General features: G+C 39.2%; 19 protein-coding genes, 1 tRNA gene and 1 other annotated feature. Of the genes, 17 read left to right on the top strand and 3 right to left on the bottom strand.

All coding sequences use genetic code 11. The annotated features are described in order from the left end of the window. Positions 1–10: 10 nt before the first annotated feature. On the top strand, positions 11–859 hold the full coding sequence (locus tag QM941_RS07235) for an NAD(P)H-hydrate dehydratase (RefSeq protein WP_414339962.1): 849 nt from the start codon (positions 11–13) through the stop codon (positions 857–859). Positions 860–881: 22 nt separating this feature from the next. On the opposite strand, the gene QM941_RS07230 is transcribed toward QM941_RS07235, so the two are convergent. Continuing rightward, positions 882–1,067: a hypothetical protein gene (locus QM941_RS07230; protein ID WP_006148859.1), complete on the bottom strand. Its 186-nt coding sequence runs from the start codon at positions 1,065–1,067 to the stop codon at positions 882–884. Positions 1,068–1,189: 122 nt separating this feature from the next. Here QM941_RS07230 and QM941_RS07225 point away from each other — a divergent pair, with 122 nt between their 5' ends. The 15 genes from QM941_RS07225 to pyk all read left to right on the top strand — a co-directional run bounded on the left by QM941_RS07225 (position 1,190) and on the right by pyk (position 19,811). Beyond that, positions 1,190–3,640: a bifunctional DnaQ family exonuclease/ATP-dependent helicase gene (locus QM941_RS07225; RefSeq protein ID WP_414339961.1), complete on the top strand. Its 2,451-nt coding sequence runs from the start codon at positions 1,190–1,192 to the stop codon at positions 3,638–3,640. A gap of 30 nt (positions 3,641–3,670) precedes the next feature. Continuing rightward, entirely contained in the window at positions 3,671–4,894 is a 1,224-nt protein-coding gene (locus QM941_RS07220) for an FtsW/RodA/SpoVE family cell cycle protein (protein ID WP_414339960.1), read from the top strand. 12 nt (positions 4,895–4,906) lie between these two features. Further along, complete coding sequence (locus QM941_RS07215) at positions 4,907–5,455, top strand: DJ-1 family glyoxalase III (protein ID WP_414339959.1); 549 nt, start codon at positions 4,907–4,909, stop codon at positions 5,453–5,455. A gap of 109 nt (positions 5,456–5,564) precedes the next feature. Then, the gene (locus QM941_RS07210; protein ID WP_414339958.1) at positions 5,565–6,128 is read left to right on the top strand and encodes an HAD-IA family hydrolase; all 564 of its coding nucleotides are present in this window, start codon (positions 5,565–5,567) and stop codon (positions 6,126–6,128) included. 14 nt (positions 6,129–6,142) lie between these two features. Continuing rightward, positions 6,143–8,089, top strand: coding sequence for a DNA topoisomerase (ATP-hydrolyzing) subunit B (gyrB, locus tag QM941_RS07205; RefSeq protein ID WP_414339957.1), 1,947 nt, complete (start codon positions 6,143–6,145; stop codon positions 8,087–8,089). Between the two features lie 79 nt (positions 8,090–8,168). Continuing rightward, positions 8,169–9,896, top strand: a complete 1,728-nt coding sequence (gene ezrA, locus QM941_RS07200) for a septation ring formation regulator EzrA (RefSeq protein ID WP_414339956.1) — start codon at positions 8,169–8,171, stop codon at positions 9,894–9,896. A gap of 111 nt (positions 9,897–10,007) precedes the next feature. Next, complete coding sequence (pgdA, locus tag QM941_RS07195; protein ID WP_414339955.1) at positions 10,008–11,402, top strand: peptidoglycan-N-acetylglucosamine deacetylase PgdA; 1,395 nt, start codon at positions 10,008–10,010, stop codon at positions 11,400–11,402. Between the two features lie 67 nt (positions 11,403–11,469). Next, positions 11,470–11,600 (top strand) — a sequence feature (ribosomal protein L20 leader region). A 15-nt stretch (positions 11,601–11,615) separates the two neighbouring features. Further along, on the top strand, positions 11,616–12,146 hold the full coding sequence (gene infC / locus QM941_RS07190) for a translation initiation factor IF-3 (protein WP_004253871.1): 531 nt from the start codon (positions 11,616–11,618) through the stop codon (positions 12,144–12,146). A gap of 33 nt (positions 12,147–12,179) precedes the next feature. Beyond that, positions 12,180–12,380 (top strand): 50S ribosomal protein L35, encoded by a 201-nt coding sequence (gene rpmI / locus QM941_RS07185; RefSeq protein ID WP_001125942.1) that lies wholly within the window; start codon positions 12,180–12,182, stop codon positions 12,378–12,380. Between the two features lie 49 nt (positions 12,381–12,429). After that, the gene (gene rplT / locus QM941_RS07180; protein ID WP_000124836.1) at positions 12,430–12,789 is read left to right on the top strand and encodes a 50S ribosomal protein L20; all 360 of its coding nucleotides are present in this window, start codon (positions 12,430–12,432) and stop codon (positions 12,787–12,789) included. Positions 12,790–12,845: 56 nt separating this feature from the next. Further along, complete coding sequence (locus QM941_RS07175) at positions 12,846–13,226, top strand: VOC family protein (RefSeq protein WP_004253875.1); 381 nt, start codon at positions 12,846–12,848, stop codon at positions 13,224–13,226. Between the two features lie 208 nt (positions 13,227–13,434). After that, the gene (locus tag QM941_RS07170) at positions 13,435–13,866 is read left to right on the top strand and encodes a hypothetical protein (protein WP_414339954.1); all 432 of its coding nucleotides are present in this window, start codon (positions 13,435–13,437) and stop codon (positions 13,864–13,866) included. 181 nt (positions 13,867–14,047) lie between these two features. Next, positions 14,048–17,149: a DNA polymerase III subunit alpha gene (locus tag QM941_RS07165; protein WP_414339953.1), complete on the top strand. Its 3,102-nt coding sequence runs from the start codon at positions 14,048–14,050 to the stop codon at positions 17,147–17,149. 83 nt (positions 17,150–17,232) lie between these two features. Then, positions 17,233–18,240, top strand: a complete 1,008-nt coding sequence (gene pfkA, locus QM941_RS07160) for a 6-phosphofructokinase (protein ID WP_414339952.1) — start codon at positions 17,233–17,235, stop codon at positions 18,238–18,240. Positions 18,241–18,305: 65 nt separating this feature from the next. Further along, entirely contained in the window at positions 18,306–19,811 is a 1,506-nt protein-coding gene (gene pyk / locus QM941_RS07155; protein ID WP_414339951.1) for a pyruvate kinase, read from the top strand. A gap of 309 nt (positions 19,812–20,120) precedes the next feature. On the opposite strand, the gene QM941_RS07150 is transcribed toward pyk, so the two are convergent. Further along, positions 20,121–20,193, bottom strand: a tRNA-Thr gene (locus QM941_RS07150). Between the two features lie 108 nt (positions 20,194–20,301). Next, complete coding sequence (locus QM941_RS07145) at positions 20,302–21,057, bottom strand: lysophospholipid acyltransferase family protein (protein WP_414339950.1); 756 nt, start codon at positions 21,055–21,057, stop codon at positions 20,302–20,304. A 131-nt stretch (positions 21,058–21,188) separates the two neighbouring features. Between QM941_RS07145 and QM941_RS07140 the strand changes: the two genes are divergently transcribed. Then, a complete protein-coding gene (locus tag QM941_RS07140) occupies positions 21,189–23,525 on the top strand; it encodes a cation-translocating P-type ATPase (protein WP_414339949.1) in 2,337 nt (778 codons plus the stop codon). Positions 23,526–23,527 lie beyond the last annotated feature (2 nt).

Raw genomic sequence — 23,527 nt, 5'->3', positions numbered from 1 at the left:
GGAGTAGCTTATGAAAGTCATTGATCAAGCTCTACTGAAAAAGGTAATCATCGAGCGTCCTCGTTCTAGTCATAAGGGAGACTACGGTCGTCTTCTCTTGATTGGAGGGACTTATCCCTATGGGGGAGCTATTATTATGTCGGCTTTGGCAGCTGTAAATAGCGGATCAGGCTTGCTAACTGTAGCAACGGATAAAGAAAATATTACAGCTCTACATAGCCATCTGCCTGAGGCTATGGGTTTTGCTCTTGACGATAAGCAATTACTGGAGCAACAGTTAGAGAAAGCGAATGTTGTCTTAGTTGGCCCTGGACTAGTGGATGATGAGCGTGGAGAACAGCTTCTCCAAACAGTTTTTGATCATTTAGACCAAGACCAGACCCTCATACTAGATGGTGGTGCCCTTTCTATTTTTGCTAAGAGGGGGATGAAATTTCCTAAAGCTAAGCTTGTTCTAACGCCACACCAAAGGGAATGGCAAGTCTTGTCAGGATTAGATTTGGATTCCCATGGAAGCGATGAAACAGGAGAGGCTTTGAAGAAATTTCCTTCAGGAACGATTCTTGTTCAAAAAGGTCCTGCTACTCGAATTTGGCAAGCTGGTCAAGCTGATTGTTATCAGTTGAGTGTTGGTGGTCCTTATCAGGCGACTGGGGGAATGGGTGATACTCTGGCTGGGATGATTGCTGGCTTTGCAGGGCAATTTCTCCAAGCAAATCTCTATGAAAGAGTGACGGTAGCGACCTATCTACATTCAGCAATTGCCCAAGAACTAGCTGAGGACAACTTTGTAGTTCTGCCAACCACGATTAGTCAACATATTCCTGCATTCATGAAAAAAATACAAAAAGACACCTGATTTTTCAGGTGTCTTTTGATGATTAGAAGAGACCTTTGACCTTATCTACAAGACCGTCAAGTCCTTCTGAGCCTGAAACCAAAGCTTGTGCTTGGCTTAGGTACTCACCGAGTTGATCCTTGTTTTCTTCAACAAAAGTTTTTGCTGCAGAAAAATCTTTGTTCTCAATGAGTTCTTTTACTTGGTTAAACAAATCTAATGGGTTCATGAGTTCCCTCCTTTTCTACAATTCAATTCAATCATTTTTTTTTCGAATCTTGCAAGAAACTTGACTCTTCAAATAAAGTTCAGGGGTGTCAAATGGTGCAAATTTTGATATAATTTTTAGTGATGAATTTTAGAAATGATCGGTACGTAGTTGTAGATTTAGAAGCAACAAGTACCGGAAGCAAGGCAAAAATCATCCAAGTGGGAATTGTAGTCATTGAAGATGGTGAGATTGTTGAGCAGTATGCGACTGATGTCAACCCTCATGAACACTTGGATTCTCATATCAAAGAATTAACGGGTTTGACTGATAAACGTTTGGCAAAGGCTCCAGAGTTTTCTCAGGTGGCTGAAAAAATTTTTGAACTGGTCAAAGACGGTATTTTTGTTGCGCACAATGTTCAATTCGATGCTAATTTGTTGGCAGAGTTCCTCTTTTTTGAGGGTTATGAATTGCGAACGCCTCGTATCGATACAGTGGAGTTGGCTCAAGTATTTTACCCTCAGCTTGAGAAGTATAATCTCGGCATTCTTTGCCAAGAGTTGGGGATTCCTCTAGAGCAAGCCCATTCAGCTCTATCTGATGCCCAAGCAACAGCAGAACTCTTTCTTTGTATGAGACAAAAGATGTTTGGACTGCCAAAAGGGTTGTTGGAGCGCTTATTGAGTTTATCAGACAGCTTACTCTATGAATCTTACCTAGTCATCGAGGAAGTTTATCAGAAGCAGTCTCTCCTCGTTGAGCATGATTTGGTAGAAGTGCAAGGTTTATTTTTGAGAAAAGAAAAGCCTGTCCTTTCTCCACGCAAACTCTCAAAAGATTTCCAAACTAATATTGCCTTGCTAGGTTTGGAAGAGAGAAGTCAACAAGAAGAATTTGCCCAAAAGGTTCAAGAGTTTTTACAAGGGGAAGCCATTTCCTTTATTCAGGCTCAAACAGGAATTGGGAAAACCTATGGTTACCTGCTACCGGCCTTGTCACTTGAGAATGAAGGGGGAATTCTACTCAGTGTTCCGACTAAAATCCTTCAAAATCAGGTGATACAAGAGGAGGCTCGAAGGTTAGAAGAAGTCTTTCATCTTTCCGTTCATAGCCTTAAAGGACCTCAGAACTATCTGAAACTGGATGCTTTTCATGCAGCCTTGCTGGAAGAAGAGTCCAATAGACTTTATACCCTTTTTAAGATGCAACTCTTGGTCTGGCTGACTGAGACAGAAACAGGTGATTTGGATGAAATTGGCCAACTTTATCGTTACCAGCAGTTTTTGCCCAAGCTTATCCATGATGGAAATCTTCCTAAAACCTCACTTTTTTGGTTAGAAGATTTTTGGAGACGAGGCCAGAAAAAAGCTCGGACTTGTCAACTTCTGGTGACTAATCATGCCTACCTCGTTACCCGCTTGGAAGATGATCCAAGTTTGTTGGAAGGGCGACTCTTGATTATGGATGAGGCGCAAAAAATGCTCTTGACCTTGGAGAATTTGTCCCAGAAATCTTATTCTCTAACAGATTTGCTGGACCAACTAGATCAAGCTTTGCTTGATACAGAGGAAATGCTTCAAAGACGCTTGATAGAGAGTATTCGCTTTGAACTTTCTCACTTGCTAGAACAATTTTTATCTGGTAAGCGCAGAATCTGTCCTACAAGTACAATGACACAGCTTAAGCAGGATTTCACTGAGCTAGAACTGCAAGCTTTCGATGAGTACAAGAGATTTTTCTCAGCTGATGGAGAATTTTGGCTCTCAGCTTCAGACTTATCTAGTAAAAAGGTTATCATTTCCTCTAGTCGCAATCAACGTCTTCTCTTTTCTCAGATTTTTCCAGAAAAGAGTCAGTTGATCGGTGTATCCGCTACCTTGGAAATTAGTAGCAGGGTTTCCTTACCAGAATTATTAGGATTTCCAGATGTAGCCTTTGATAAGATGGTTGAAACATTTCAAGAGAAGCAAGAAATCTTAGTCCTTAAAGATTTTCCTTTAGTAACGGAAACATCTCAAGAAGAGTATGCTCAGGCTCTTGTTCAACTGATAGAAGAACTCATGCTTGTCAAGGAACCTGTCTTGGTTTTATTTACGTCTAAGGAGCTGTTATTAAGTGTATCAGACTCTTTAACATTCCCCCATCTAGCGCAATATAAGCATGGTGAACCAGCTCAGCTGAAAAGACGTTTTGAAAAAGGTGAACGAGAACTCTTGCTTGGAGCAGGAAGTTTTTGGGAGGGAGTCGATTTTTCAAGTCATCCTCGTGTGATTGAAGTGGTGACTCGTCTACCTTTCCAGAACCCCGAAGACCCATTCACAAAAAAAATGAACCAAGAATTACGGCTTGAAGGCAAAAATCCGTTTTATGATTACCAGTTGCCGATGGCGATTATCCGCCTCAAGCAAGCAATGGGTCGAGCCCTGAGAAATTCTCATCAAAGTTCCAGTGTTCTAATTTTGGACAGTCGCATGGTGACCAAGCGTTATGGCAAGCAAATAGCACGTTCTTTATCACAAAATTGCCGCTTGAGAGAAGTCAATCAAGACCAAGTCATCAGTAAAATTAAAACATTTTTTAAGAAATCATAGAAGAATAGTAGAAAGAATGAGGAGACCTATATGAAACGTTCTCTCGACTCTCGGGTCGATTATAGTTTGATTTTACCAGTATTTTGTTTGCTGGTCATTGGTGTAGTATCCATCTATATCGCGGTTAGTCACGATTATCCTCATAATGTCTGGTCCATTTTAGGACAGCAATTAGCATGGATAGCTCTAGGAATTGTCATCAGTTTTGTCGTCATGTTCTTTAACACAAAATTTTTATGGCAATCCACCCCTTATCTCTATGCCCTTGGTTTGATTCTGATGGTTTTACCTCTAGTTTTTTATAACCCTAGTTTAGTTGCAGTAACGGGAGCTAAAAACTGGGTATCTATCGGAGGAGTTACGCTCTTTCAACCATCTGAATTTATGAAGATATCTTATATTTTAATGCTGGCCTATGTCATTGTTACTTTTACAACTAAACAAAAAGAAAAACAACGAACCATAGGTTTAGACTTTCTCTTGATTATGTGGATGACTCTCTTTACAATTCCCGTATTGGTCTTGCTAGCGTTACAAAGTGACCTGGGGACAGCCTTGGTATTTATTGCTATCTTTGCAGGATTAGTTTTGCTATCAGGAGTATCTTGGAAGATTATCGTTCCAATTTTCGTAGTAGCCTCTTCAGCAATTGCTGGATTTTTGGCAATTTTCATCACCAAAGATGGACGAGCATTTCTACATAATTTAGGCATGCCGACCTATCAGATCAATCGTATCTTGGCCTGGCTCAATCCTTTTGATTATGCTCAGACAACGACCTATCAGCAGGCTCAAGGGCAAATTGCTATTGGTAGTGGTGGTTTGTTTGGTCAAGGATTTAATGTATCAAATCTCCTCATTCCAGTCCGAGAAAGTGATATGATTTTCACGGTCATTGCAGAGGATTTTGGCTTTATCGGTTCTGTGGCCGTGGTTGCTCTCTATCTACTGTTAATTTATCGCATGCTTAAAATTACTCTCAAATCAAATAATCAATTTTACACCTATATTTCTACAGGTTTTATCATGATGTTACTCTTCCATATTTTTGAAAATATTGGTGCGGTGACGGGTCTCCTTCCACTTACAGGGATTCCCCTACCTTTTATTTCTCAAGGGGGCTCAGCTATTATCAGTAACTTGATTGGTGTTGGATTGCTCTTGTCCATGAGTTACCAAACACATTTAGCTGATGAGAAGAGTGGGCACACAAGGTCTAAACGTAAAAAAGTTGTCTTAAAAAAAGTAAAATAAGGAGGACAAAAAATGACTCAAGTAGCACTTATGTTAGCAGATGGTTTTGAGGAAATCGAAGCCTTAACAGTAGTGGATGTTTTGCGTCGAGCAAGTATTAGCTGTGATATGATTGGTTTTGCTGAAAAGGTGACAGGTTCTCACGCGATTCAAGTAGTTGCGGATAAAGTTTTCGATGGAGATTTATCGGACTATGATGTGATTGTCCTTCCTGGAGGGATGCCAGGGTCAGCTAATCTTCGAGATAATGACCTTTTAATTGCAGAATTGCAACGCTTTAATGAGCAAGGTAAGAGACTAGCTGCCATCTGTGCAGCACCAATTGTCCTTAACCAAGCAGGTCTTTTAGATGGTAAAGACTTCACTTGTTACGATGGTGTCCAAGAACAAATTCTTGACGGGAACTATCACAAGGAAGCAGTTGTAGTAGATGGTAACATCATTACCAGTCGTGGTCCCGCTACAGCTTTGGCCTTTGCTTATGAGCTGGTTGATAAGCTAGGAGGCGACGCTAAAAGTTTACGAGAAACCATGCTTTATCAAGACCTTTTTGAAAAATAATAAATGATTTGAGAAGAATCTTAAGTGAATAACAAGATTCTTCTCTTTTTTATGGGCAAAAGTAAGGTAAACATCGCTTTTTTCTTAAAAAAATGCTATAATGAAGGGTATGAAATATCACGATTACATCTGGGATTTAGGTGGCACTCTTTTGGATAATTACGAAATTTCTACAGGTGCTTTTGTAGCAACATTGAAAGAATTTGGGATTATTCAAGAACATGATAGTGTCTATGAAGCTCTAAAGGTTTCAACAGAGTTTGCAGTTAAGAAATTTGCACCAGACATCGAACATTTCCTTGAAAGGTATAAAGAGAATGAAGCTCTTGAACTTCAACACCCAGTCTTATTTGAAGGCATCCCTGCCTTACTGGAAAAAATTTCAAATAAGGGTGGTCGTAACTTTTTAGTTTCTCATAGAAATAATCAGGTGATAGAGATTCTTGAAAAAACAGGAATTGCCGTATACTTTACTCAAGTCATTACGGCAAGTTCAGGCTTCAAGAGAAAGCCAAACCCAGAATCCCTGATCTATCTAAAAGACAACTATCACATCAACTCTGGAATCGTGATTGGTGATAGGTCGATAGATGTGGAAGCAGGACAAGCTGCAGGCCTAGATACCCATCTGTTCAAAGATGTCGTGACATTGAAACAAGTATTAGAATTGTAAGAAAAAGGAAAAAAATGACAGAAGAAATTAAAAACCAACAGGCACAAGATTATGATGCCAGTCAAATTCAAGTTTTAGAAGGTCTAGAAGCCGTCCGTATGCGTCCAGGGATGTATATTGGATCGACTGCCAAAGAAGGCCTTCACCACCTGGTTTGGGAAATTGTCGATAATTCCATCGATGAAGCTTTGGCGGGATTTGCTAGCCATATTGAAGTCTTTATCGAACCAGACAATTCAATCACAGTTGTCGATGATGGTCGTGGGATTCCAGTTGATATCCAAGAAAAAACTGGTCGCCCTGCTGTAGAGACTGTCTTTACCGTCCTTCACGCCGGAGGGAAATTCGGCGGTGGCGGTTACAAGGTTTCAGGTGGATTGCACGGAGTAGGCTCTTCAGTTGTAAATGCCCTTTCAACTCAATTGGATGTCCATGTTCATAAGAACGGGAAAATCCATTACCAAGAATACCGTCGTGGTCATGTCGTAGCTGACCTTGAGGTTGTTGGAGATACTGACCGCACAGGAACAACTGTTCACTTCACTCCAGATCCAGAGATTTTCACAGAAACGACTGAGTTTGACTTTGATAGACTAAATAAACGGGTGCAGGAACTTGCCTTCCTCAATCGTGGTCTTCAAATTTCTATCACAGATAAACGTGATGGTCAAGAGCAAACTAAACATTACCATTACGAGGGTGGAATTGCTAGTTATGTTGAGTACATCAACGAGAATAAGGATGTTATTTTTGAAAATCCAATCTACACAGACGGAGAAATGGATGACATCACTGTAGAAGTTGCCATGCAATATACTACTGGCTACCATGAAAATGTCATGAGTTTTGCTAACAACATTCATACCCATGAAGGTGGAACCCACGAACAAGGTTTCCGTACAGCCCTAACTCGTGTGATCAATGATTATGCTCGTAAAAACAAACTCCTTAAAGATAACGAGGATAATCTAACTGGTGAGGATGTTCGTGAAGGTTTGACTGCCGTTATCTCTGTTAAGCATCCAAATCCACAGTTTGAAGGGCAGACCAAGACCAAGCTTGGGAACAGTGAAGTCGTTAAGATTACTAATCGCCTTTTCAGTGAAGCTTTCTCAGACTTTTTAATGGAGAATCCCCAGATTGCTAAACGGATTGTAGAAAAGGGAATCTTGGCAGCTAAGGCTCGTGTAGCAGCCAAACGAGCACGAGAAGTAACTCGTAAGAAATCAGGTTTAGAAATCTCTAATCTACCTGGTAAATTGGCAGACTGTTCTTCGAACAATCCAGCTGAAACTGAGTTGTTTATTGTCGAAGGAGACTCAGCGGGAGGTTCTGCAAAATCAGGACGTGACCGTGAATTCCAAGCTATCTTACCGATTCGTGGTAAAATCTTGAACGTAGAGAAGGCTAGCATGGAGAAAATTCTGGCTAACGAAGAAATCCGTAGCTTATTTACAGCTATGGGAACAGGATTTGGAGCAGAATTTGATGTCAGCAAGGCCCGTTACCAAAAACTAGTAATTATGACCGATGCCGACGTCGATGGTGCTCACATTCGTACACTATTGTTAACTCTGATTTATCGCTATATGAAACCCGTTCTAGAGGCAGGTTATGTTTATATCGCTCAACCACCTATTTATGGTGTGAAAGTTGGTAGCGAGATTAAAGAATACATCCAACCTGGAGCTGATCAAGAAAAACAACTACAAGAAGCATTGGCCCGCTACAGTGAGGGCCGCTCAAAACCAACTATTCAGCGCTATAAAGGTCTTGGAGAGATGGATGATCATCAGTTATGGGAAACGACTATGAATCCAGAATATCGTCTCATGGCTCGAGTTTCAGTAGATGATGCAGCAGAAGCAGATAAAATCTTCGATATGTTGATGGGTGATCGTGTAGAACCACGTCGTGAGTTCATTGAGGAAAATGCTGTCTACAGTAATCTAGATGTATAAAGTTGTGGAAAGTAGTTCCCAGTATTGAAAAAATATGATATAATCATGACAATTGTGTCAAGTATAAAAGGAGTTTGATATGTCTAATAATCAATTGATTATTGCTTTGATAGCAGTTGCTGCCCTGCTAATTATTGCTTATGTAATGGCGGTTTTCCTGCGCAAACGCAATGGAAACAGACTTGAAGTTTTAGAGCAAAGAAAAGAAGAACTATACAACCTTCCTGTTAATGATGAGGTTGAAGCTGTTAAAAATATGCACTTGATTGGTCAAAGTCAAGTGGCCTTTCGTGAATGGAATCAAAAATGGGTAGATTTATCCCTTAATTCTTTTGCAGATATTGAAAATAATCTCTTTGAAGCTGAGGGTTACAATAACACTTTCCGTTTCTTGAAAGCCCAACATCAAATTGATCAAATTGAAAGTCAGATTGGGCTCGTTGAAGAAGATATTGCAGAGATTCGAAATGCCTTGGCTGACTTAGAAAAACAAGAATCAAAAAATAGTGGCCGTGTTCTCCATGCCCTAGACTTATTTGAAAAACTACAACATACTGTTGCAGAGAATTCTGAACTATTTGGTCAATCCTTACCTGAGATAGAGAAGCAACTAGAACATATTCAATCTGAATTCTCACAATTTGTAACTTTGAATTCATCAGGAGATCCAGTTGAAGCAGCAGGTATTTTGGATGAGACTGAAAACCATATTCTTGCGTTGACGCATATTGTGGAAAGAATTCCAGCTATTGTGACTAAACTTACTACTGAATTACCAGATCAATTGGAAGATTTAGAAGCAGGTTACCGTAAACTTTTGGATGCCAATTATCATTTTGTGGAGACAGATATTGAATCTAGACTACAGCTTTTGTATGAGAGTTTGAAAAAGAATCAAGAGAACATTCGTACACTAGAATTGGATAATGCAGAGTATGAAAATGAACAAATCCAAGAAGAAATTAATGCTCTCTACGATATTTTCACACGTGAAATTGCTTCTGAAAAAGCTTTTGAAAAATTAATGGCAACTCTTCCAAGTTACCTCAAACATATGAAAGAGAATAATCAGGTTTTGGTTAAAGACATGGAACGTCTCGGTAAGACATACTTGATTTCGGAAAGTGATGTTAATCGTGTTCGTCGTCTTCAAGCAGACATTGCTGCTTTGAATACAACCATTCAAGAGTTGACAAGTGATCAAACTGAAATATCAGAACCATACTCTGTTTTACAGGAACGTTTGGAGAGTCTTCAGTCTGCTTTGAAGGATATTGAAGATGATCAAATTGGTGTTAGCGAACGTTTAGTTCAGATTGAAAAAGACGATGTCAATGCTCGCCAAAAAGCGAATGTCTATGTGAATCGATTGCATACCATTAAGCGATACATGGAGAAGAGAAATCTTCCAGGAATTCCACAAAAATTCTTAAAACTCTTCTTTGACGCAAGTCATAGTACGGAAGATTTAATCGCAGAATTGGAGCAAACTAAAGTAAATATTGAATCTGTGAATCGTATTTTAGAAATTGCTTCAAGCGATATGGATCTTTTAGAAACTGAAACATACAGTATTGTTCAGAATGCGACTTTAACTGAGCAATTGCTTCAATATTCTAACCGTTACAGATCATTTGATGATCGTATCCAAGAAGCTTTCCATGAAGCGTTAAACATTTTTGAAACAGCCTATGACTATCAAGCTTCTTTCGAGAAAATATCTCAAGCTTTAGAATTGGCTGAGCCAGGTGTGACTGATCGTTTTGTCACATCTTATGAAAAAACAAGAGAAATGATTCGTTTTTAATAAGATGAAAACCCTAGATACTTCTAGGGTTTTTACTTTTCTTTACCTATTTAAGAAATGATTCCTCAATTATTCATTGAAATTATAGTTTATATTTGATATGATATGACTATGACAAGAAATAGAAAAAGACGTAAAACAGTTGAAGACAAGAAGCAAAGAAATTTATGGATAATAGTGGCTTTGCTTTTTTTTACAATGGTGGCTTTGCAAGGCATCATAACTTATAAGGTAACAAATAAAAAAGTTTTTGAGGAAAAAATAGAAGCTCTTAAAAAAGAAAAAGAAGATGCCTTCTCCCAAGGAAGTCAGAAAAACCATTTCCGTAAAGATAAAACAGAGATTATCGCATATTACCCCATGGCTGGGGAAAATGTCATCACTTCTGTAAGAGATGCTATTCTCAAAGATGTTACTGACAAGGTAGAAGGGAAAGAACATCTGATTTTTTATTACTCTGAAAAAGGAGAAACGTCCTTCAAGGGTGTAGAAAATAGAAGTGTCAAAAAACAAGCCTATGATTTGACTAACTCTAACCTTGTTGAATTGGAAAATACTACGCTAGACAAGTTTTATCTCAAAGAAGATGGAAGTATTTTTACCTTGGATCAGGTCTTTTCAGATGCTAGCAAGGGAAAAGAAACGCTCCTTGAAGAAATCAAATCTAACCTTACAGATAGTAAACGAGAGCAAGCATCAATTGATCAGCTTATCGCAGATTATTCTGCTACGGACTTATCAAGCTGGAAATTTGACTACAAGGATAGCCAACTGATTGTTTTTCCGCTAAAACAAACACAGGGTTTAGAAGAAATAGCTTTGCCAATTTCAGACTTCTTTGATGTTATCCAATCGTCCTATTTAACTGAAAAGGATGAAGAACTTTATAAGAAGGCTCAGGCTGAGAAAAATAAAAAAGTAGTAGCTCTTACCTTTGATGATGGACCGGACGGAAATACAACACCACAGGCATTGGATATCTTGGCTAAATACAAGATTAATGCAACTTTCTTTGTCCAAGGCAAAAACATCGCTGGAAATGAAGCAATTCTCAAACGTATGCAGTCTGAAGGTCATGAAGTTGGAAATCATAGTTGGAATCATCCAATTTTAACGAAACTGTCATTGGAAGATGCTAAGAAACAGCTCACAGATACCGAAGACGCTATTACAAAAGTTCTTGGAAAAAGCTCTAAATTGATGCGTCCACCATACGGTGCAATCTCAGATGATATTCGTAATAGCCTTGATTTGAGCTTTATCATGTGGAATGTTGATAGTTTGGACTGGAAGAGTAAAAATGAAGCAGCGATTCTGACAGAAATCCAACATCAAACGAGTGATGGATCTATCATCCTCATGCATGATATCCATCAGCCATCAGTTAATTCGCTACCAAAAGTAATTGAATATTTACAGGGACAAGGCTATAGTTTCGTGACTGTATCAGAGCTATTGAATACTCGATTGAAACCACACGGAATTTATTACTCGCAACATCAATAATCAAAAGTTAAGAAAAAAACAATTTTACTCTTGACAGGAAGACGAAAACTTGGTATCATATTAGGGATGAGAAAAGCAGAAGTGAGAACTTCTCGCCTTGCGACTAACGTTGTCTGGCCCCTACAGATCAAGTTTCAGAAATGAACTATAATCATGTAGAGCGGATTTGCGTTAGCAAGTCCGCTCTTGTTTTTCTCTAAAATAAAAAAAGAGGTGAAAACCATAGCAAAGCAAGACTTATTCATCAATGATGAAATTCGTGTACGTGAAGTTCGCTTAATCGGTCTTGAGGGCGAACAATTGGGTATCAAACCACTTGGTGAAGCGCAAGCACTTGCGGACGACGCTAATGTGGACTTGGTTCTCATTCAACCTCAAGCTAAACCTCCTGTTGCGAAAATTATGGACTACGGTAAGTTCAAATTTGAGTACCAGAAGAAACAAAAAGAACAACGCAAAAAACAAAGCGTTGTGACCGTGAAAGAAGTTCGATTGAGCCCAGTTATTGATAAGGGTGATTTCGATACGAAACTTCGCAGTGCTCGCAAGTTCCTTGAAAAAGGGAACAAAGTGAAGGTTTCCATTCGCTTTAAGGGACGTATGATTACCCATAAAGAGATTGGAGCAAAAGTTTTAGCCGATTTCGCTGAAGCAACTCAAGATATTGCTATCATCGAACAACGTGCTAAAATGGATGGTCGTCAAATGTTCATGCAGTTGGCCCCAGCAACTGACAAGAAATAATCTGTCAGAAAGTTAAAAAAAGGAGAAAATATCATGCCAAAACAAAAAACACACCGCGCATCAGCTAAACGTTTCAAACGTACAGGTTCTGGTGGACTTAAACGTTTCCGTGCTTACACTTCTCACCGTTTCCACGGAAAAACTAAGAAACAACGTCGTCATCTTCGTAAAGCATCTATGGTGCATTCAGGAGATTTCAAACGTATCAAAGCAATGCTTACTCGCTTGAAATAATCGCGTATTTGTAAGTTAACAATTCTAGGAAATATTGGAGGAAATATAAATGGCACGTGTTAAAGGTGGCGTTGTATCACGCAAACGTCGTAAACGTATTTTAAAATTAGCAAAAGGTTACTATGGAGCTAAACATATCTTGTTCCGTACTGCAAAAGAACAAGTAATGAACTCTTACTACTATGCATACCGTGACCGTCGTCAAAAGAAACGTGACTTCCGCAAATTGTGGATCACACGTATCAATGCGGCAGCTCGTATGAACGGACTTTCATACTCACAATTGATGCATGGTTTGAAATTGGCTGAGATCGAAGTTAACCGTAAAATGCTTGCTGACTTGGCTGTTAACGATGCAGTAGCTTTCACAGCTCTTGCAGATGCAGCTAAAGCAAAACTTGGTAAATAATTATTCACAAGACTGGTGCAAATTTGTCCCAGTCTTTTTTAAACAAAGGAGAAAAAATGGCTTCAAAAATGTTACACACTTGCTTGCGAGTAGAAAATCTTGAAAAATCAATTGCTTTTTATCAAGATGCTTTTGGATTTAAGGAATTGCGTCGTCTGGACTTCCCAGAACACGCTTTTACCATTGTTTATCTAGGTCTTGATGGTGATGATTATGAATTGGAGTTGACTTACAACTACGATCATGGACCTTATGTTGTAGGTGACGGTTTTGCTCACATCGCTCTAAGCACACCTGACCTTGAGGCTCTTCATAAAGAACATAGCGACAAGGGTTACGAAGTGACAAATCCAAATGGACTTCCAGGAACACAACCAAACTATTACTTTGTCAAAGATCCAGATGGATACAAGGTAGAAGTGATTCGTGAAAAATAATAAAAACTCCTCATTTGTCAAATTGAGTTAGACAATTTCACCTGACTCAGAAAAACTTGATACGGAGTAGTGTAGGTCATTTATGTTAGTTTCTTTCAGACAAATGTGAGAGTTTATCTGAGACTAACATAGATGGCTTTTTCTATCTAGCTTAATGTGACAAATTGGGATATAATAAAAATAACTTAACAAATTAGTGGGAGAAAAAATGTCAGATCAAAATCCAAATGTAGAGCTAAACAAAGAAGATAAACTAATTGTAGAAAATAATTCAGTGGAAGATATGAAGAATGGTCCAAAAGCAGTTAAGAAACCTTCGACTCTTCTATCTTTCTCATTTTATTTGGCACTTAGCTATATTCTCCTATTTATATCTCTTGCTTTATATACTGCTCCATGGGGAATTGTATTCTTGATTTTTTTAGGACCTAATTTAATTGCTTACACCATAGCAACTGTCTTAACCGGGGTAGGAATAAATAAAGTAAGTAAAACTGTCTTGTATACGAGTGCAGGATTTTATTTGCTTTCCGGACTCTTAGCATTCGATCCGGATTGGCAGATTTTTAGAGTCTTCCCTTTTCTCTCACTAGTTCTAGTTCTAATCGGGATATTTTTAACGAAAGATAGGGATAAATAAGTTGAGGAAGCTTGAGACGAGTATCTGCTTTAGACGAGTATATGCTTTAGACATTTTTAGAAGAAATTTTAAAACCACAGCTTTTCACTGGCTGTGGTTTTTATCTTGGTCCTTGTAAAGAAATTGTGTTTCTATTTTCTAAAATGGTATAATATAAAGAGATTAAGGGAGGTGATAAAGAGTGATTGCTCAACTAGATACAAAAACAGTCTACAGTTTTATGGAAAGTATGGTTTCTATTGAAAAGTATGTTGCTTTAGGAAAAGAATATGGTTATTCATCACTTGGGATGATGGATGTTGATAATCTTTATGGAGCTTATTACTTTATTACAGAATGTCAAAAACAAGGTATTCAACCACTCCTAGGTCTTGAAATGACAGTTCATCATAAAGAAGATGTGTTTAATCTACGTTTTCTAGCCCTGTCAAACCATGGTTATCGAAACCTTATGAAGATATCATCTCTGAAGATGACAGGTAAAAAAGAATGGGCTGATTTCTCTTCCTACCTTGAAGATATTGGTGTCATTGTTCCTTACTATCCTGAAATTGATTCCTTGGACTTAGGGCATAACTACTATATCGGAGTGTATCCAGATACTCCTCAGTCGAATTTTTCTCACCCCATTCTCCCTCTTTATCGTGTTAACTCTTTCGAGTCTGAGGATTTAGAAGTTCTACAGATGCTTAAATCGATTAAAGAGAACGTGACTTTGAGAGAGGTTGATGTTCAATCTCAACAGGGCTTATTTTTACCGGCTGACCGTCTTGAACAGTTTTTTCTAGAGAAGTTCCCAATTGCACTGGATAACCTTGCAAGATTGATTAAGGAAACTTCCTACGAGATTGATAGTAGTCTCAAGCTTCCACGTTTTAATCCAGAGAGACCCGCTGTTGAAGAACTTCGGGGAAGAGCGATTCAGGGATTGGAACAGAAAGGATTATGGAATCAGGTTTATCAGGCTCGTTTAGAAGAAGAGTTATCAGTGATTCATGATATGGGATTCGATGACTATTTCTTGGTTGTCTGGGACCTCTTACGTTTCGGTCGTTCTCAAGGATATTATATGGGGATGGGACGTGGATCTGCAGTTGGAAGTCTAGTGGCCTATGCCTTAGATATCACTGGTATTGATCCTGTAGCTAAAAATCTTATCTTTGAGCGTTTCTTGAATCGTGAACGTTACACCATGCCAGATATTGATATTGATATTCCAGATATCTATCGTCCTGAATTTATCCGCTATGTTCGTGACCGTTATGGTAGTATTCACGCTGCTCAGATAGTCACCTACTCGACTTTTGGTGCCAAACAGGCTATCCGAGATGTTTTTAAACGGTATGGTGTTCCCGAGTATGAGTTGACATCCATAACCAAAAAAATTGGTCCTAAAGATACTCTGACGACAGCCTATGAAGGAAATCTAGGCTTTAGACAACTCATTCAAAGTAAGATTGAGTATCAAAAGGCCTTCTCTATTGCCAAAAAGATAGAAGGCTATCCACGACAGACTTCCATTCATGCTGCTGGAGTCGTTATTAGTGATAAAAATCTAACAGACTACATTCCTCTCAAGTATGGAGAGGATATGCTGATTACCCAATATGATGCGCATGGAGTTGAAGGAAATGGCTTGCTCAAGATGGATTTCTTGGGTCTACGAAACTTAACATTCGCTCAAAAAATGCAGGAGCTCTTATATGAAACTCAAGGTATTTCACTAAGAATTGGGGATATTGATCTTGAAGATAAGGCAACCTTAGCACTCTTTGCAGCTGGTAAGACCAAGGGAATCTTTCAGTTTGAGCAACCTGGAGCTATACGCTTATTGAAACGAGTGAAGCCACAAAACTTTGAAGAAGTAGTGGCGACGACTTCCTTGAACCGACCAGGTGCGAGTGACTATATAGATAACTTTGTGGGCAGAAAACATGGCAAAGAAAAAGTGACCGTGCTTGATCCTGTGCTAGAAGATATTTTAGCCCCAACCTATGGCATCATGCTTTATCAAGAACAAGTTATGCAAGTAGCTCAGCGTTATGCTGGTTTTAGTCTTGGTAAGGCCGATATTTTACGACGGGCCATGGGGAAAAAGAATGCAGCTGAGATGCATCAAATGCAAGATAGTTTCATTCAAGGTGCACTCGAAAAAGGGCACGGACAAGAACAAGCTCAAGAAGTCTTTGCTGTAATGGAGAAATTTGCGGGTTATGGCTTTAACCGTTCCCATGCCTATGCCTATGCTGCTTTGGCTTTTCAACTGGCATATTTCAAGACCCATTATCCAGCTGTCTTTTATCAAGTTATGCTAAACTATTCAAGTAATGACTACATTGTTGATGCACTTGAAATGGGCTTTAAGATTGCTCCGTTGTCTATCAATACAGTGCCATATCAGGATAAGTTGGCAGATACGACCATCCACTTAGGTTTAAAGACTATTAAAGGAATACCTCGTGATTTTGCTTACTGGATTTTGGATAATCGTCCATTTAAAAATGTAGAAGACTTCATTACCTGCTTACCCCAAAACTATCAAAAATTAAGTCTTTTAACCCCTCTAGTTGAGATTGGTCTCTTTGATAGTTTTGAGAAAAATCGAAAAAAAATACTCGACAACTTACCAACTTTATTTGTCTTTGTAGAGGAATTAGGTAGTCTATTTGCAGATAGCAGTTACAGCTGGACACAGACGGAAGACTACACAGAAGCTGAAAAGTTCCAGAAAGAACAAGAATGGCTCGGAGTAGGGATCAGCCAGCATCCTCTTTTAGTTTTAGCCAAGAATGCCTTGTATCCAATTACCAGCTTGACTGAGTTGTCCGAAGGACAGGTAACTACGGTCTTAGTTGAGATACAGTCCATTCGTGTGATTCGTACCAAAAATGGGGAAAATATGGCTTTCCTAAAAGTTAGTGATAGTAAGACCAAAATTGAAGTCACTGTATTTGCAAATCAATATCGTCAACTGAAAGACGATTTACATGAAGGAAAATTTTATTATATAAACGGGAAGGTTCAAGAAAGAGACGGTCGTCTCCAGTTAATTTTAAACGATTTGAAAGAAGCGGTAAGTGAACGCTTCTGGATTCAGGTAGAAAACCATGATCATGATCAAGAGATTTATGAAATTTTAAATCAATATAAAGGGAAGATCCCTGTTGTAATTCGCTACCAAAAAGAACAACAAACTATTTTAGCTTCAGGCTATTTTGTTGCTAAAGACTTAGCTTTACAGGAATCTTTGAAAGAGATTGTTATGAAAACGATTTATCACTAAAAATTACGGAAAATAAGAGAATTTTCATTCTAATTATGATATAATCAGAAAGAATGTTAAAAGAAAAAAGGAGCAAAAACTAGATGAAACGTATTGCTGTTTTAACAAGTGGAGGAGATGCCCCAGGAATGAATGCTGCCATCCGTGCGGTAGTTCGTCAAGCAATCTCAGAAGGCATGGAAGTATTTGGTATTTATGATGGATATGCTGGTATGGTTGCTGGTAAAATTTATCCACTTACGGCTGCTTCAGTTGGAGATATCATTTCACGTGGTGGTACTTTCTTACACTCAGCTCGTTATCCTGAGTTTGCACAACTTGAAGGTCAACTTAAAGGTATCGAGCAGTTGAAGAAACACGGAATTGAAGGTGTTGTTGTTATTGGTGGAGACGGTTCTTACCATGGAGCAATGCGCCTGACTGAGCATGGATTCCCTGCTATCGGACTTCCTGGAACAATCGATAACGATATCGTAGGTACTGACTTTACAATCGGATTTGACACTGCAGTAACAACTGCTATGGATGCAATCGATAAGATTCGTGATACATCATCAAGTCACCGTCGTACTTTCGTTGTTGAAGTAATGGGACGTAACGCAGGTGATATCGCTCTTTGGGCAGGTATTGCAACAGGTGCTGACGAAATCATCATCCCTGAAGAAGGCTTCAAATTTGAAGATATCGTAGCAAGCATCAAAGCTGGATATGAACACGGTAAAAAACACAACATTATTGTCTTAGCAGAAGGTGTCATGTCAGCAGCTGAATTTGGTCAAAAACTAAAAGAAGCTGGCGATACAAGTGACCTTCGTGTCACAGAACTTGGTCACATCCAACGTGGCGGTTCACCAACTGCTCGTGACCGTGTATTGGCATCTCGTATGGGCGCACACGCTGTTAAACTCCTTAAACAAGGAATCGGTGGTGTTGCTGTCGGTATTCGTAACGAGAAAATGGTTGAAAATCCAATTCTTGGAACAGCAGAAGAAGGTGCTTTGTTCAGCTTGACATCAGACGGTAAGATTGTTGTTAATAACCCTCATAAAGCTGATGTTGAACTATCTGGCTTGAACAAGAGCTTGTCATAATCAACTTTAACTAATCTGGTAAAATGACCATAAAAGGTCGAATTATATAAAGGAGTCACAAAATCATGAACAAACGTGTAAAAATCGTTGCAACCTTAGGTCCTGCGGTAGAAATCCGTGGTGGTAAAAAATTTGGTGATGATGGATACTGGGGTGAAAAATTAGATGTTGAAGCATCAGCACAAAACATTGCTCAATTGATCGAAGCTGGAGCAAACACTTTCCGTTTCAACTTCTCACACGGTGACCACCAAGAACAAGGTGACCGTATGGCAACTGTTAAACTCGCAGAAAAACTTGCAGGTAAAAAAGTTGGTTTCCTTCTCGATACTAAAGGTCCAGAAATCCGTACTGAATTGTTCGAAGGCGATGCTAAAGAGTACTCATACAAGACTGGTGAAAAGATCCGTGTTGCTACTAAACAAGGAATCAAATCAACTCGTGAAGTCATTGCTTTGAACGTTGCTGGTGGTCTTGATATCTACGATGATGTTGAAGTTGGTCATCAAGTCTTAGTTGACGATGGTAAATTGGGTCTTCGTATTTTCGCTAAAGACGATGAAACTCGTGAATTTGAAGTAGTTGTTGAAAATGACGGTATTATTGCTAAGCAGAAAGGTGTGAACATCCCAAACACTAAAATTCCTTTCCCAGCACTTGCTGAACGTGATAATGCTGATATCCGCTTCGGTTTGGAACAAGGTATCAACTTCATCGCGATTTCATTCGTACGTACTGCAAAAGACGTTGACGAAGTTCGTGCTATCTGTGAAGAAACTGGTAACGGTCACGTTCAATTGTTCGCTAAAATTGAAAACCAACAAGGTATCGATAACTTGGACGAAATCATTGAAGCTGCTGATGGTATCATGATCGCTCGTGGTGACATGGGTATCGAAGTGCCATTCGAAATGGTTCCAGTTTACCAAAAAATAATCATCACTAAAGTGAATGCTGCTGGTAAAGTGGTTATCACTGCAACCAACATGCTTGAAACAATGACTGAAAAACCACGTGCAACTCGTTCAGAAGTATCAGACGTATTTAACGCTGTTATTGACGGAACTGACGCTACAATGCTTTCAGGTGAGTCTGCAAATGGTAAATACCCACTTGAGTCTGTAACAACAATGGCTACCATTGACAAGAATGCTCAAGCTCTTCTTAAAGAGTATGGTCGTTTAGATTCACATTCATTTAAACGTAACTCTAAGACAGAAGTTATGGCATCAGCTGTTAAAGATGCAACAAGTTCAATGAACATCAAATTGATTGTAACCATTACTAAGACAGGTCACACAGCTCGTTTGATTTCTAAATATCGTCCTGATGCTGATATCTTAGCTATCACATTTGACGAATTGACACAACGTGGATTGATGTTGAACTGGGGTGTTATTCCTGTAACTACTGACCGTCCATCAAACACTGACGACATGTTTGATCTTGCTGAGAAAATTGCTGTTGAACAAGGTTTGGTTCAATCTGGTGATGATATGATTATTGTTGCAGGTGTGCCTCTTGGTGAAGCTGTTCGTACAAACACAATGCGTATCCGTACAGTACGTTAATCTAAAAGTAAAAAATCTATCACTTGATGTGATAGGTTTTTTTTATTAAGAATCCTTGTTAGCTCAATGGTTGATTGAAGGAGATTTTAAGACAATAAAAAAACTTTCTGGTAAAACCAGAAAGCCTGAGAGGCATCTCCATGTGAGAAATCGGTTCACACAATTTCTCAAGGTCCGCTCCTGCGTTATGACCTCCTTATGCTCAATAGTAGCTATCGCTACTTATCGACTCATCGCAGAGACTATTCTACTATAAGGTCAAGAAAATGTCAAGAAAAATCCGCCCCTAAATCAGGGGCGGATAGATGATGCTAATTGCCGGGATCGAACCGGCGACCTCATCCTTACCATGGATGCGCTCTGCCTACTGAGCTAAATCAGCTTACCTAAAAAGTATACTATAGATAGATAATTTTGTCAATAAGATACAGGTTTTAAAAATCATGCGAGAGCTAAAATAGAAAACTCAAGGTTGATACCTTGAGCTCTTTTAATTCTGTTGAAGTTTTTCACGTTTTTTATCTGGATTCCAAATGAAGCTTGCGATAAAGCTAAAAATAATGGTAAGGATACCAATGATAATAGCTAGGATAAGGGCAGGGATACGGATAAACCACCAGAGAGGATTTGGTTTTGTATCGGTATGCCATTGCTTAGTTTCTTCGTCCAAACGTTGAAATTCTGACTGGATACGGTCTGCTACTATTTCAATCCCTTCATCATTCATTTTCTTTATATCAGAGATATCAATAGGATTTCCAAAATTCATATCAACACGTTCTCGACTGATAAGGCCTTTTAAAGTCATAGGACCAGTATAAGTGACAGGCATGATACGGACCTTGGCCATTTTAGCAATCAGAGCTACCCCACCTTTGACATCATTAGAATGACGACTACCGCTTGGGAACATAATGAGAGAGCGATCGCTTTTTTTGAGGACGTTGATTGGATATTTGATAGCTGAAGCACTGGGATTTTCCCTATCAATAGGAAAAGCACCACACATACGAATCCACCAGCCAAAGATACGATTTGAAAATAGCTCCTTTTTAGCCATAAAAATGAACTGTTTGGGTTTGGTTGCAAAGGCCATGTAGACAGGGTCCCACCAAGTACGATGGGGAGCTACTAGAATATAGTTTTCATCTTGATTAGGGATTTTATCGGTATTGTGATAATGGGCGTTACCGTTGATTGACCAGAGAATCAATATAACCAGCCCACGTAGATAAGTATAAAACATGATGTCTCCTTCAGTTTGCTTTCTATTATTATACCTTATCAGGGCTTGACAGGCAAACATTTTTATGAGGAGAAGATTGGGTATTGGGGATAAAATAGAATAATTCTTAAAAAAATGATATGATAGAATTTATGGAAAAAAATAAATTAATGGGATTAACCCAATCTCAAGTTAGGGAACGCCAAGCACAAGGCCAGGTTAATGATTTTAAAGCCTCAGCCAGTACCAGCACTTGGCAAATTATCAAACGAAATGTCTTTACCCTCTTTAATGCCTTGAACTTTGCCATTGCTCTTGCTCTAGCCTTTGTACAGGCTTGGAGTAATCTAGTTTTCTTTGCGGTTATCTGTTTTAATGCTTTTTCTGGGATTGTGACGGAGCTCCGCGCCAAGCATATGGTTGATAAGCTCAATCTCCTAACCAAGGAAAAGGTAAAAACTATCCGGGACGGCCAAGAAATAGCTCTGGATCCTGAAGAGCTCGTTTTGGATGATATTATTTGCTTGTCGGCTGGTGAACAGATTCCCAGTGACGCTATCGTTCTAGAAGGTTTTGCAGAAGTCAATGAAGCTATGCTGACTGGTGAGAGTGATTTGGTCCAAAAGGAAGTTGAGGCCGTACTCTTATCAGGGAGTTTTCTCGCCAGTGGTTCTGTACTTGCCAAGGTCAATCATGTTGGAGCAGATAATTATGCTGCCAAGCTTATGTTAGAGGCCAAGACGGTTAAACCAATCAATTCTCGGATTATGAAATCGCTAGATAGTTTAGCCGGTTTTACCGGAAAAATTATTATTCCTTTTGGTGTGGCACTTTTACTAGAAGCCTTAATTTTAAAGGAGTTACCACTAAAGTCATCTGTAGTTAATTCATCTACAGCTCTTTTGGGGATGTTGCCTAAGGGAATTGCCCTCCTAACCATCACCTCTCTTTTGACAGCTGTTATCAAACTGGGGCTAAAGAAGGTTCTGGTACAAGAAATGTATTCTGTCGAAACTTTGGCCCGTGTGGATATGCTCTGTCTGGATAAGACAGGTACCATTACCCAAGGGAAAATGAAGGTAGATACTCTAATCCCTTTAACAGAGACTTATGATGAGAGTGCTATTGCTAGCATATTAACGAGCTATATGGCAAACAGCCAGGATAAAAATCCAACTGCCCAAGCCATTCGCCAAGGTTTTCAAGGTCAAGCAAGTTATACCGTCTTGTCTAGTATCCCTTTCTCAAGTGACCGTAAGTGGGGTGCTATGGAGATGGAGGGGCTTGGGACTATTTTCCTTGGTGCTCCAGAAATGTTGCTAGACCAAGAAGTGAAAGAAGCAAGAGCAGGCTTAGAACGTGGTTCACGGGTCTTAGTTTTGGCTCTTAGTCAAGAAAAATTAGACTATGCCAAACCTCAGAAACCATCTGATATTCAAGCCTTGGCCCTTCTTGAAATATTAGATCCTATTCGAGAGGGAGCAGCAGAAACCCTAGACTATCTCCGTTCACAAGAAGTAGGTCTCAAGATCATCTCTGGAGATAATCCTGTCACGGTATCAAGTATTGCTCAGAAAGCTGGTTTTGTAGATTATGAGAGCTATGTCGACTGTTCAAAAATTACGGATGAAGAATTGATTGCTATGGCTGAGGAGACTGCGATTTTCGGTCGAGTGTCCCCTTATCAAAAGAAATTAATCATTCAAACTCTGAAAAAAGCAGGACATACAACAGCTATGACGGGAGATGGTGTTAATGATATTCTTGCCCTTCGTGAGGCTGACTGTTCGATTGTGATGGCTGAAGGAGACCCAGCGACTCGTCAGATTGCAAATTTGGTCCTTTTGAACTCAGACTTCAATGATGTTCCTGAGATTCTCTTCGAAGGTCGTCGTGTGGTCAATAATATAGCCCACATTGCGCCGATTTTCTTGATTAAGACCATCTATTCATTCTTGTTGTCCATTATTTGTATTGCCAGTGCCCTGTTGGGGCGAACTGAATGGATTTTGATTTTCCCATTTATCCCGATTCAGATTACTATGATTGACCAGTTTGTAGAAGGTTTCCCTCCATTTGTGCTAACCTTTGAGCGCAATATCAAACCTGTTGAGCAAGATTTCCTCAGAAAATCTATGCTTCGTGCGCTACCAAGTGCCCTTATGGTAGTCTTTAGTGTTTTATTTGTGAAAATTTTTGGGTCTAGCCAAGGCTGGTCAGAAGTCGAGACAGGAACCCTACTCTATTATTTACTAGCATCAATTGGTTTTATGTCAGTAGTCAGAGCTTGTCTGCCATTCAATATCTGGCGAATACTCTTAATCGTTTGGTCAGTTGGAGGTTTTGTTGCGACAGCTCTATTCCCAACCACTCAAAAACTCTTGGAAATTTCAAGTTTAACAGCTAAAACTGTCCCGGTTTATCTGACCATGATGGCTATTTTTATCATTTTATTTATTCTTTCAAATCGTTATCCAATTCGGAAATAATG

It is taken from the genome of Streptococcus timonensis (assembly GCF_047460355.1).
GTDB classification, from domain to species: domain Bacteria; phylum Bacillota; class Bacilli; order Lactobacillales; family Streptococcaceae; genus Streptococcus; species Streptococcus timonensis_A.
This window is presented reverse-complemented; position numbering and strand designations above follow the sequence as displayed.